Genomic DNA, 14188 nt, shown 5'->3' with positions numbered 1-14188 from the left:
ATTTTTGCCTGTGCAACGTCCGTACCGGAGAAGCAAACATAAGAATAATTAACATAATTACTACCTAAAATAAGCAAAAAAATAATTCTGATTGTATCGATAAGTTAATAACTGAAGTATCGCCCAAGTATAGCAATAATGCATGGGAATTGGTATAATACCTAATTTCATAAAATATTACTACAGTCACAACACAGGAAACAGGCAAAGAAAAAAATAATAAAAAAGGTTTGATTTTGAGAATTTATGGAATTTATAAATTTTTTTATTGACTGATAATTATCAAAAACCTTATGGCATCCCAAGATTTATTTTTTTCTCAAATTAGAAGAATAGCAACAGAAAAATAGATTAGATAAAATCCGGTAGTATCCGTAAAATTCTGGTTTGGGCTTGGGAAACCTCTTGAGCGTAATTAATTTTCTCAGGTTTTGTTTTTCTCTCATTCCTTAATTATTAATTATTTCGTAAATATATTGTTGATTCGCAACAGCCAGATTTTAACTTTTGTAGAGCCATATTACATTTAGTATTAAAACTTGAAATTATACCCAAAATATAATATAATGTCTGAAAGTAAATAAAATAATGTCTAAAAAAACATAATAACAATAAATTAAGAAGTAATGATGATGAATTTATCGGATTTAAAAATAGGGCAAATAGCAATAGTCGATCGAATTATCAGCAGTGACAATACAACAGGAATTGTTCAGAGACTAAAAGAAAAGGGTATAGTTTCTAATAAAAGAGTGCAAGTTTTGCGGGAAGCCAAATTTCCCAGTCCTTTGCGTATTAGAGTCGGTTCCAGCAAAGAAATAACTATCCAACCCCAGGAAGCTGAAATGATAATTGTTAAAACAGATATTTCAGCTAAAGATACAATTCCCGACAATAGAGCAGAATTAACAGAACAAGTGAGAACAGCATCATTAGTTTCATTAACAACTATTATTTTAGTTGTTATTGCTGGATTTTATCGCATCCTGATTACTAGAGATATTTATCAAGGAAATCAAGCCAAAGTTGTGGCTAATGTTGTTTACAATTCAAGTTCAACAGGGACGAAAAATCAAACATTAGAGACAATAGATAAAAGTCAAGTTCAACCAACAAAGGTCGCAAGCATTGAGACAGTAAATAATAAATCTGACTACCCAGAAAAGGTCGCTCAAACAACTAATCAAAATCCTAACAACTATTTAAGGGCAAAAACTCATTCTCCACCCCAAAATGTAGAACCAATAGCTAAAAAAATGACAAACAAAAGAGAGTTATTAGAATTAAAACAAAAACTATACAATACTATCGAACAAACCTGGAAAACCCCTATAAATGTAACTTCAATCTACCTAGTTAAAGTAGATAAAAATGGAGCGATAGCTACTTACGAACCTGTTAATCAAATAGCAACAGATAATCTCGAAAAGACACCTATACCAAGTCTAGTTAATTCTGACCCTACTACTAAAAAAGAATCACTTCAAACAGAGTGGGCTGAGTTTACAATTTTATTTTATGATAATGGTACTTTAGAAGTACAACCAAAGTAATTTAACTTTCCTAACTCTCATGTCTCGGAGCTTTTTGTAGGAAAAAAGAAGATATTTTATCGCAATCCTAAATAGGTTGTAAAATTTTGTCGTAGGGGTTTGGTCTCCAAATCCCTTTGTGCTTGGGGAAAGGAGACCAAACCCCTACAGTTTTTTCTCACAAAATAACTTAATAGAATTACTTAACCAGCTATACAGAATTATCTAAAATAATAAATATGAATCAGCTAAAATTTGTAGGTAAAGTATATTTAGTAGGAGCAGGACCGGGAGACCCTGGACTAATAACACTCAAAGGTAAAGTGCTATTAGAACAAGCTGATGTTGTTATCTATGATGCTCTTGTCAGCACTCCCATTCTAACAATGATTAACCCAAATGCTGAGAAAATTAATGCAGGTAAACGTCGCGGTCGCCACTCCCTACAGCAAACACAAACAACTCAATTACTAATTGAAAAAGCCAAAACTCATGCAATAGTAGTACGTTTAAAAGGAGGCGATCCTTTTGTATTTGGTCGTGGTGGAGAAGAGATGGAAGACTTAATGCAAGCAGGAGTACCCGTCGAAGTTATTCCCGGTGTCACCTCTGGTATCGCTGCACCTGCTTATGCTGGTATTCCCCTAACCCACAGAAACTATAGTTCCTCAGTTACCTTTGTTACAGGTCACGAAGCAACAGGTAAATATAGACCAGAAGTAAATTGGCAAGCGATCGCCCATGGTTCAGAAACAATAGTAATTTATATGGGGGTTCATAACTTACATAATATTATCAAAGAACTTATCATCGCCGGACGTTCCCCAGAAACACCCATCGCTTTAATTCAGTGGGGAACTCGACCCGAACAAAAAGAATTAATTGGTACTATCGAAAATATTGTAGAACAAATTGAAGCAACTGGGTTTGAAGCGCCAGCTATTGCTGTTATTGGTAATGTAGTTAATTTACATCAAATATTAGGGAATTCATTAATGGATAATGGATAATGGATAATTGATAATTACCTCTGGTTAAAACCGTAACGGAATTAAATATTCGGTAAAGTGTATGAATAAATCTTCACTCGCCAAAAATCATCTAGTAGCACTCATTCTTGCAGGTGGAAAAAGTTCCCGTATGGGTGAAGATAAAGCCTTAATTCCTTGGCAAAATATACCTATGTTAAAAAGGGTTTATCAAGTAGCAAATAAATGTACAGAAAAAGTTTATATTATTACTCCATGGCCGGAAAAATATCAGTCAATGTTACCTACAGAATGTGAATGGTTAACTGAGTTAAAAACTGAAGGTCCTTTAGTTGCTTTTGCTCAGGGATTAGATCAAATTAACAGTAATTGGATTTTATTATTAGGATGTGATTTACCTCTGTTGAACTCAGATATTATTCAAACTTGGGTAACTCAATTAAACCAACTTTCTCCAGAAATTTTAGCTTTAGTTCCTCAAAAATTTCAAAGGTGGGAACCTTTATGCGGTTTCTATCGGCAAGAGATAAAGATAGAGTTAGAAAAAATTATTGACCGGGGTCAAAACTCGTTTCAAAAATTACTTTATCAAATTCCAGTTCAACCATTATCTATTGATTCTGAGACAGAAAAAATGTTGTTTAACTGTAATACTCCCTTAGACTTAGAAATGGGGAGGAGTGATGGGGGGATTGGGTGATGGGGAGGTGGGGAGTGTGGGAAGTGTGGGAAGGGTTAGGAGATCGAATGACTTCCGCGAAGGAGTTGAGTTGATTGTATTATATCATGTCCGCTAGCATCGGTATTGTATAGCAAAGGTAGGGAATACTTAACTGGTAGGAAAGCTTAATATCAAGAAAAAAACTTAAATTTCCTGTAGATATTTAGGCTTGGGTTTACACAAACGATATAAACAAACATGATATAGCAATCCTAAATGATTTGTGAAAAAAAACTGTAGGGGTTGGGTCTCCTTTCCCCAAGCAAAAATGGGATTTGGAAACCAAACTCCTACGATAAAATCTTATATCATGTTCGGATAATTAGTTATAATAAACCTTCTTCCTTCTAAATTTCCTCTTTCCCTCCTGACTCCTGACTCCTTCAAATATAATTTATAAGTATTCAACCGAACATGATATTACCGAAATATTGTGGTTTAAAGCCTCCCCTTTTAAGGGGATAATAAATAAAAATTTTCCTGTTTGTCAATCCTCTCCTTTTCAAGGAGAGGTAATTCGCGCATTCTTAATTCTTGAAAACCTATTTAGGATTGCTATAGCAGTCGCCATTACTATTAGGAAATTCTCAATCATCTCAAATTTAGTTCCTGCTAGGAATTATAGATGAATTTAGAATTTATAATTCATCTATAATTCCTGTTTTAAAGCTTCTATTACTCTTTCATATTCACCATCAATTTGTAACAATAAATCCGTTCCTTCTATAATTAGATCTGAACCAGATAACTTGCTCAATTTCTCACATAAATTAGCAAGATTTATCGCTCCTATCTTAGCACTACTAGCTCCTAAACTTTGGGCTGCGAGTTTTAAATCTTCAGTATAATTTATCGCAATTGCATTTAAAATTAATTCCATTTGATGACGAGAATTTTGTAAATAATCCTCAATAATTGTACTATTGCGAATAGAATCTAAAATAGTTAAATCTAAAACAGAATTATCCTGAATTTTATAGTCAATCATATCAATAAACTCACTGCTAGTATCAGAAGTTTTTTGAATACTTGAAAAATCAATATTATTACTAGATTTAAAATTAATTAATCCCTGTTTAAATTCTTCATACTCAACTTCTAATAAAGGAAAAATTTCTGCTGCTCCCACAGTAGTATTTTCACGTCCTAAATTTTCCAACTGATTACATATCTTCCCTACAGTAACTCCTCCCAAATTAGCTGTACTAGAACGTAAAGCATGAGCAGTAATTCGTAATTCATTGGCATCATCAACTACAATTGCCTCTCGAATTGCTGTTAATCTACTAGGAGAAAAATTGAGATAATCATCAATAATTTCACCTAAAAGTTCCTTGCCTCCCATACTTACAATTGACTCTAACATTGTCTCATCTAAGATTAATTTCGGCTTAATTAGAGAATTATTTTTAATATTATTATTGAAATTTTCATTAGTGTTTGTATCATTAATATTTTTCCATGTTGTCATATCTATATCAATTCTCGAAACTTCCTCTAGTGCTTGCTTCAACTCTGGAACCTTCATCGGTTTAGTGATAAAATCATTCATGCCAACTTCCAAACATTTATCCCGCTCTTCTGAAGTAGCATTACCAGCAATAGCAATAATATAGGGGCATAATTCAGGAGACCATTGCTCGCGAATAGTACGAGTAGCTTCCAACCCATCCATCTCTGGCATTTGCACATCCATTAATACCACATCATAAGGCTGACGTTGCAAAGCTTCTAGAACTTCTATGCCATTTGCTGCCACATCTGCTTGGTGTCCTAACTGTTTTAGCTGTAGCAGGATAACCTTTTGATTAACTACATTATCTTCTGCCAACAATATTCGGAGATTTTCTACTTGCTTAACCTCACTTTCTGAGGCAGTAGGCGACTTTTCCATATCAGTTTTTTCTCCTGTAAAAATCTTCATTAAAGTCTGATAAAGTAGAGATACTCTAATTGGTTTATTAATAACTAGAGCAAAATTAATATCTTGACATTTTTCCGCCAATTTATATTCTTTCAAATTACCCAAAAGTACCATAGGTAAATTCTCATCTGAAGTTTGTTCGCGAATAGTTTTCGCTAGGGTACAGTCATCCATTTCAGCCATTGACTTATCTAATATTGCCAAATCAAATTTTATTCCTTGATTAATTAAATCAATAGCTTTCGCACCAGACTCAACTGCCCAAGTTAACATTTCCCAAGACTTCCCTTGTGTCGTCAGCAGTTGTCGGTTAGTTGCATTATCATCGACAATAAGTAATCGTTTTTCAGCTAAATATTGCTTTGCTTCTTCAAATTTATCGGTTGTTTGTACAACAGATGGAGCAAGTATCGAAAAGTAGAAAGTTGAACCTCGACCTAATTCACTCTCAACCCAAATTTTACCCCCCATCAATTCGGCTAACTGTTGACTCATTGCCAAACCTAGACCAGAACCACTATAACTACGAGACATTGAAGAATCAAGCTGAGTAAAAGACTGAAACAACTTATCCATATTCTCTGGAGCAATACCAATACCAGTATCTTGCACAGTAAATTGAATTTCGTAAATATCATAATTACTAATTTGCTCCACCAAAGATGCTTGCACGCGAACCGTTACTTCCCCAGCATGAGTAAATTTAATAGCATTACTGAGTAAATTTACCAGAACCTGTCGCACACGACCAACATCTCCAATTATCATCTGGGGTGTCTGAGGTTCGAGTGCATAAGCTAACTCTATATTTTTCTCTTGCGCTCTCACAGCTAACAGACTCAACGTTTCCTCAATACATTGTTGTAAATCAAAAGTTTGTTTTTCTAATTCTAATCTTTGAGAATTAACTTTTGAGAAGTCGAGGATCTCATTAATAAGAGTCAATAAATCATTACCACTTGTGCGAATAGTTTCCACAAAATCTCTTTGCTGAGGTTGTAACTCTGTATTTAGAAGTAAACCAGTCATACCAATAACAGCATTCATAGGAGTCCGCAGCTCGTGACTCATTGTCGAAATAAATTCACTTTTGGCTTTAGCTGCTGCTTCTGCTGCTTTATTCGCCTCCTCCAAAGCACGATTTTTGACAGTTAACTCCTCTCGTTGCTGAATTTCCTGCTCTAATAGATGAGCTTGAGCGATCGCTATACCCACTTGTTCTGCTATTGGTGAGAATAATTCAATTTCTTCTGTTGTCCATTCACGGTAAGAGTCACACTGATGTAATGCTATTATACCATTAACTTTTCCTTGATAAGAAGTTCGCACTGCCAACATAGATTTGAGATTCATCTGGCGACATACATCTAGCAATGGTTCAGTAGTCATATTTGGAGTAGATACTGGTTGGTCTTGAGATAAAACTTCCTCAGCGTGGGGATTACCTATAACTGGAAGCTTTGATTTTAGTTGTAGTGGAGACTTATGCTCTGATTCAAAATACTCGGCAACAAAGAATATTTCTGGTATGGGTTCGGCAATATACTTAAAAATAATACAGCGATTTACTTTAAAAGCAATACCTATTTGGTTAACCGTTGTCTGAAAAACTGTTTTCACATCTAAACTCCGGCGAATTTCTTGGGTAATTTTCCTCAATAAATTACCCCGTTTCAGTTCTTTTTCTAGACTAATTTCATATTGCTGACGTTCAATTTCATGGCCTACCCACTGAGCCATTAGTTTGATAATTTGGCGATCGCTATCTTTAAATGGTTTAGTACGTTTATTGAAACTGGTAAAACAAAGTACACCATAAGGTAGTTTTCCCACTAACACAGGAGTACCTATATATGCTTCTAAACCCAAAACATTGTTAGCAGAATACTCAGACCATTTTGATTCTTGAAATGATTCAAAAGATATTAGTTTTCCTAAACGAAAAATTTTACTACAAAAAGTTTTATCTAAATCAAGCTCATCTCCAGATTGAAATGATAATTTAAGGTGCTTAGATTTTTGAAAGGCAATGATTTTGTAGCGATCGCCATCAACACTGCCGAGAAAACCCAGGTCAAATTCAAAATATTTTCTTCCCAACGCCAGTAGACCTTGCATCCTTTGGTCAAAATTCAGGTTTGGTGCAGAAGCTACCTTGTATAAGGCGCGAATAGCACATTCTCCTGCTCGCTTTTCTTGTTCTATTTCTTTGCGTTCCCTAAGATCTCGAAAGAACGCACAGTTGTACTCTTTACCGTTAAATTTTAGATAATTTGCACTTATCTCTACTGGAATAATCTCACCTTCCTTATTTTTATGAGCGCCCTCCCATCTCAAAAAACCACTTTGTTTCAATTCTTGCCAATGTTGCTGCCACTTTTCTTTGGATGAAAATATAGTATCAGTATCCCAAACACTCATTTTGAGAAGTTCTGCCTGAGAATAACCTAGAGTCTGACAAGCAGTTTCATTGACATAGAAAAATTTGGCATCAGGACCCATGAAATAAACTGCATCCACCGCTCTATCTATAGAAAACTGACTTAGTTTTAAAGCTTCCTCAGCCTGTTTGCGTTGAGTAATATTGTTAAGAATGCCAGATAACCCAATAATTGTCCCATTTTCATCTCTTATGAGGTTGGCTAAAACTTCAAACCAGCATACATCTTTACCATTAGTAAGAAAGATTGTTTCATAGTTATAATCAAATTCTATACCTTGGATGAAAGCTTGAAATTTCGACCTAGTATCTTGGCGGTTTTCTGGATGAATATACTCAATAAAGCTTTTTCCCAGAGTTTCTGCTACTGTAAACCCAGTCATTTTCTCCCAGGCAGGATTCAGAAATGTCCATATCCCCGTATTATCTGTTTGGAAAATCACCTCCTGAATATTTTCCATCACAGAGCGATATTTATTTTCCTGTTTTCCCAGAGCAATTTCTACTTGTTCCCGTTCTATTATTTGCTGTCTTAAATTTGCTAAAGCCTCTTGAATTTGGGTAGCTATTTGATTGAGACTCAGGTGAATAATACCCATTTCATCATTGCGTTTAATATCAGAATTTTGGTCTAATTCTCCTTCTGCTAGACCTTGGGCAACCTTGGTTAATTGTTCCAATGGCATACCTACCTGTCGCTGAAATATAATTATTATGATTACGACTGAAATTCCACCGACCAGGAGAGAAATACTTAGTGTTTGAACAGCATCTTTGAATAATTCTGTTTTAATTTTTTCTACTGAAACCCCTACTTTTAAATCTCCAATATACTTACCATTGTTAATAATTTGAGAGCTAATTTCCCGTATATTTTCTTTTGTTTTAAGGTAATTAATAATTTGGATATTACTGTTATTTATTAAGTTATTATTTTGAATAAAGCTAGCGATTTCCGGATTTGCTAAATCAATCTTACCTTTGAGCAGATTTCCTTCGGAATTAACAACAGCACTGTAAATAATATCCCGGTCAAGAATTGTTTGTTTCATCAATATTTCCAGGATAGGGGAGTCTGGTTTAACGATTTCTTCCCCAGTAATAGCAATTAACAAATCAAGTTCATCCTTAGCTTTTTCCTCTATTTTATGTATTTGCCATTGCCAGTTGTGTTTGATTAAAACTAATTCTGTTATTAAGTTAATGCTAATTAATATCAGACTTATTATTCCTAAATAGCGAACTGCAATACTATTAAACCAGTGATTTTTGGGCGATTTTGGATTCAGCATCATTATTAGGTATTGAAAAAAGAAAAATGAGGAGAATACTTTGGCAAATTGGATGGGGATATTTTCACTGAATAATTAATAATTAAAAATTGTAAAATTTAGGTTTGAATCCTCCCCTTGGATAGGGTATAAAATAAAAAGTTTTCCTTTGAGGAAATCCCCTTATTTTAAGAATGGGTAATTATTAATTCTTCATGGTTAATTGCTGAACAAGCTCTTATGGCTCTAGCAACTTATTAAAGAAAAGATAATTCTTAATTTTAATAGTTTTGATTTTAAGTTGCTTCAAAGTTGAGTATCCCAGATTTTTAATTTTTGAGTTTTAGCTACTTTTGTTTAATTTTGCAAAATTTATTACGGCAATTATATCATATTAATTTCATTTTTATATATTTTTTTTGGGTCAATTGACTGCTACTAGGAGATAGAATATTTGTATAGATAAATTTATCACTCTAAGCATAAAAGCTGATATTTGAATGCTAATTAGGAGCAATTACCTATAATTAAAGATGGAAATATATCTTTTAATTGTAGAATATTTATCTAATTTTTTCAATCAATAATTATACAGTTGAATGAGGCAGAAATTTTAGAGTTAAAGATTCAGAAAATTTTACTTATTTCATATCAGCGTTTAGCATTAAATAACGAGGATAGAGATAATTTTTTGTAATCTAAAAATTATCTGTTAGAGAGTGGCGATCGACAAAAAAATCAAGCTGGAACATCCTCATAAATGTAAATTAATCTAAGCATTCAGCCGTCAGCCATCAGCTATCAGCTAAGATGTTTATAGGGGTTCTCACGGCTCTGTTGACTTGCATTACTTCTGCCTTCTGCCCTCTGCCTTCTACCTTTAAGCCAAAATCTCTATATTCATTAGAATCATGAAAAGCGCGCTTACTATGAACGACCATATATTCAATTTTTGCTCCTAGCAATAGGGAATATAAAATCTAGATACACAACAGCTTATAATTTATTAACTCCTAGCATTTTAAAAAGCTGAAAGCTGAGTGCTAATAGCTGAATGCTTACAAATTAATAGCTAATTTTCCCATTAAGAAGGGGAGGCTTTCAACGTAATTCATAATTATATATAATCTGGCTTAAAACTCTTCCGCAGCAACCATAGAAAGCAATCTCAAATCCTATCCTAGTTTTTCATACTTAATATAACTCTCCGATAAAGATATAGATTTTTGCCTGGAGTAGGGAATAGGGAACAGACAAGATACTCCCCACACTCCGCATCTCCCCATCTCCCAAAAAACAACCCTACCTAACCAGGTGAGTAAACCGAACAGCAGAAATAACTTAAACTAAGAAAAAGTAAACATTCATAGTAATTCATTTTCTATGCCTCTATTAACTGAAAGAACTTTAGAAGTTGGACAAAAACTAGAAGGCTTTGAAGTAAAAGCCATTACTGACCTAAAACAACAGCAGATGGTAGCTTATCAGCTAGAACATCTCAAAACAGGTGCTAAACTGCTACACCTATATTCAGAAGATGCCGAAAATCTATTTTCAATTAGTTTTCCCACCCCCCCTCCAAATAGTACAGGAGTACCCCACATCCTTGAACATTCTGTACTAGCAGGTTCAGAAAAATATCCTGTACGGGAACCATTTTTTGAAATGCTAAAAATGAGTCCAGCAACCTTCATTAATGCTATGACTGGCCCTGACTGTACCTATTATCCAGTCTCCAGTAAAGTCAAACAAGACCTATTCAACTTGGCAGAAGTATACTTTGATGCCGTATTCCATCCGCTGCTGACTGAAAATACCTTTAAAAGAGAAGGACATCACCTAGCTCCTGCTGACCCCGAAAACCCAACAGGAAAATTAAAATTTACTGGGGTAGTTTACAACGAAATGAGTGGAGCTTTTTCTGACCCCGAACAAAGGTTAGATAGTATTGCCAACCAAAGTCTATTTCCTGATAACATTTATGGTTTGGAATACGGAGGCGACCCCAAAAATATTCCTGAACTGACTTACGAAGACTTCCGTGACTTCCACGCCAACTATTATCATCCCAGTAATGCTTACTTCGTTTTCTACGGCAATATTCCCACTCCCGAATATCTCAACTTTTTAGCTCAAAAATTAGACGCTTTTGAAAGACGGGAACCCAATATCAATATTAACCCTCAATCTCGATGGAGTGAACCTCAGTTTAAAGAAGAATCTTATCCTGTTAGTGCAGCAGACGAAACAAAAGAGAAAACTTACATAATGATGAAATGGTTGGTGGGAGATACCACTAACTCTGAGGAATGGGTAGCTTTAGATATTCTCAGTCGTATTTTGTTGGGAAATGAAGCAGCACCCTTGAAAAAAGCGGTCGTTGAATCCCAAATTGGTCAAGATATACTGGGATCTGGAGTAGACTCTGTGGGTAAAGAAGCTACCTTCCATGTAGGTATTCAAGGAAGTGAACCTGACAAGGGAGAAGCATTTAGTCAGTTAGTTGTCAATACCCTAGAAACAATTGCTGCTGGTGAAATTGAACCTAGTATTGTTGAAGCAGCATTTCAACAGGCAACCTACCAACACCAAGAAATTGCTCGGATGTATCCTTTGCGGATGTTGTTCCGGGTGATGCAAACTTGGATTTATGGTAACGATCCATTGACGCTTTTACATATTGGCGATCGCCTCGCTGAATGTAAACAACGTTATGCTGAAAATCCTAACTATTTCAATGACTTAATTCGGGAAAAGTTACTCAACAACCCCCACCGTTTGACATTGGTATTAAAACCAGACCAAGAATGGCAATCTAATTATGACCAAGCAGTAGTGGAACAAGTCGAGCAGGTTCGTTCTCAACTAACCCCAGAACAATTAGAGCGCATCGCTACTGAAGCAGAAGAATTAGAAGCGGAGTCAGGAACACCCAATGCTCCCGAAGCAGTAGCTAAACTTCCCCAACTACAAGTAAGCGACTTACCGGAAAAACCAGAACATATTCCCACTGATGTCGAACAACTTGATGGTGAAGTAACACTATTACGAAATCATGTGTTGGCAAATGGGGTAAATTATTTACAACTAGATTTCAGTTTGCGGGGGTTGCCTGAAGATTTGTGGTTGTATGTATCTACTTATATAGATGCACTGCGCAAATTAGGTGCGGGAGAAATGAACTACGAACAAGTTGCTCATGGTATTGCTTCTTATACTGGCGGCATTAATTTTCAATGTCAGTTACGGACTTATGCTCAAGACGCCTATCGCCCTGTGTATGGACTTCGCGTCACCATGAAAACTCTGGATGACCAGATTGAACGATCATTAGAGTTGTTGCGGAACATGATTTTTGCAGTCAACCCCCGCGATACAGCTCGACTACGAGAGGTGATGACTCAATCTCATGCTCAATGTAGTTCCGATTTGATTTACAATGGTATCTACACAGCTATGTCGCGAGCTGCTGCTGGAATGACCAAGGAGGGGAGTATTAGTGAGATTGTTAATGGTTTGCCTCAATTAGAGTTGCTGAACAAAGTATGCGATCGTTTTGATGAGCATGGAGCAAATATGATGACCCAGATTGAAACTATCCGGGATTTTATTGCGAATCAACCTTTGACTGCTAGTTTTACAGGTTCCGATAGTGCTTATGAGGTAGTTAAGAAAACTCTCTCAGAGTGGGGTCTCCAACAACAGCAAAAAGAAGGAGACATTTTTGGTAGTCGCTTTGAACCAATTTACAATATACGGGAAGGTTTAGCAGGTCCGGTACAGGTGGCTTATTGCGTTCAGACTATGCCAGCACCTCACTTCAGTAATGAAAGGTCGCCACTTTTAAGATTAGGCGCTCATTTATTACGTTTGGGTTATCTATTCACAGAAATTCGTTTGAAGGGTAATGCTTACGGTGCCGGATGTAGTTACAGTGGTTTAGGAAAAACTGTTTCTCTGTATTCCTATCGTGACCCCCATGTTAGTCGAACTCTTGATGTTTTTGCTGGTTTAATAGATTATATCAAGGATGTAGATTGGACTCAGACTGATGTTGACCGTGCTATTATTGCTACAACTCAGGATGATTCTCCAGTGTTGCGTCCAGAGACAGCGACAGGTTTAGCTTTGGAACGTTATCTGACAGCAAAAAGTTCAGAAGTCAGGGAAGAACGTTATGAGCGATCGCTGAAAGCTACAGTAGCAGATGTGAAACAAACTTTGTTAGATGTGTTTACTGCGGGGATGGAACGTAATAATATTTGCGTCATGTCTTCTCGCGAGAAATTGGAAGAAGCAAACCGTCATCGCGAAGCAGATCCATTGAACATTTCTGATATTATGTAATTTAGGAATCGTAGGGGTTTGGTCTCCAAACCCCCAACAGTGCATTAGGGTGGGTTTATCTAAATCTTAGAGTAAGCATCAAAATTTCCACTAAAACCCGCCCCTACTATTGCACCATTTAAAGTGTGTCAGTCCAGTAGTGGACTGTTTCAGCTAAAACTGTGCAATAGGGAATCAGACTCTGTAGTGGCGGGTTTCACCATAGGGACGTTGCACAGGCAAAAATGCGTTTTCCGTTCCGGAATGCTCCGCTTTCCATGTCGCTCCGCGTTTTGCTGGCGCACAACTTTCGTATAGGGAATGCTCCTAATTACGCACTTCGGCTGTCGCCGACATATAAAGCGGAGCTTTGCGTCAGCAAAACGTCCGTACAACGAGTTTTCACATTGAGTCAGATAAACCCGCCCCCAATGATATAACCGACCGTCTGGTGGGGTGGGTTTATCTAAATCTTAGAGTAAGCATCAAAATTCTAGCTAAAACCCGCCCCTACTATTGCACAATTTAAGGTGTGTCAGTCCAGTAGGGTGCGTTTCGGCTGTCGCCGACATGAAAAGCGGAAGCGTAACGCACCGAAATATTATACCATTTCTCAAAAACTTTTCTACATTTGATTGAAGTAGGGGAGTGGGGGTGGTATGGACGTTGCATGCAACGTCCGTACAAACAAGAATAATTAATGCTAAATTACTTCAAACTAACAATAAAGTAATTACCTTAGTTTAATTATTTATAGCAGGGAACACTTAACTGGGAACAGGGAACAGTGGGAAAAGTGTTTCCGTGGTCTTTGATTCATCATCAGTCTATGTCCTAATCGCCCTGGCTGTTGCTATAATAACTGAAGTTTGATCTAAGTATAACGTTAATGCATGGGAATTGGTATTAGACATCTCCAATAATAAAAAATCAAATCAATTATCCCACAGTTTGGGATGGACGGTGCGTTACATTTATCCCACAG

General features: G+C 36.2%; 5 protein-coding genes. 4 read left to right on the top strand and 1 reads right to left on the bottom strand.

What is annotated here, in order from left to right; translation table 11 throughout:
- The first annotated feature begins 626 nt into the window (after positions 1 to 626).
- The 3 genes from ACP6PK_RS06365 (at position 627) to ACP6PK_RS06355 (ending at position 3221) form a co-directional block, all read left to right on the top strand.
- On the top strand, positions 627 to 1553 hold the full coding sequence (locus ACP6PK_RS06365) for a FeoA family protein (protein WP_426558735.1): 927 nt from the start codon (positions 627 to 629) through the stop codon (positions 1551 to 1553).
- Positions 1554 to 1771: 218 nt separating this feature from the next.
- The gene (gene cobA, locus ACP6PK_RS06360; protein ID WP_426558733.1) at positions 1772 to 2542 is read left to right on the top strand and encodes a uroporphyrinogen-III C-methyltransferase; all 771 of its coding nucleotides are present in this window, start codon (positions 1772 to 1774) and stop codon (positions 2540 to 2542) included.
- Positions 2543 to 2603: 61 nt separating this feature from the next.
- A complete protein-coding gene (locus tag ACP6PK_RS06355; protein WP_426558731.1) occupies positions 2604 to 3221 on the top strand; it encodes a molybdenum cofactor guanylyltransferase in 618 nt (205 codons plus the stop codon).
- Positions 3222 to 3891: 670 nt separating this feature from the next.
- Here ACP6PK_RS06355 and ACP6PK_RS06350 read toward each other — a convergent pair.
- Positions 3892 to 8901 carry a PAS domain S-box protein gene (locus tag ACP6PK_RS06350; RefSeq protein WP_426558729.1) on the bottom strand — a complete coding sequence of 1670 codons (5010 nt, stop codon included), beginning with the start codon at positions 8899 to 8901 and terminating at the stop codon, positions 3892 to 3894.
- Positions 8902 to 10260: 1359 nt separating this feature from the next.
- On the opposite strand from ACP6PK_RS06350, the gene ACP6PK_RS06345 reads away from it, so the two are divergent.
- Positions 10261 to 13224, top strand: coding sequence for an insulinase family protein (locus ACP6PK_RS06345; protein WP_094672282.1), 2964 nt, complete (start codon positions 10261 to 10263; stop codon positions 13222 to 13224).
- Positions 13225 to 14188: the final 964 nt, after the last annotated feature.

It is taken from the genome of Dapis hubbardiae BLCC-M172 (assembly GCF_050016015.1).
Taxonomy (GTDB): domain Bacteria; phylum Cyanobacteriota; class Cyanobacteriia; order Cyanobacteriales; family Microcoleaceae; genus Trichodesmium.
The sequence above is the reverse complement of the archived record's forward strand: the minus strand, read 5'-3'. Positions and strand labels throughout refer to the sequence as shown.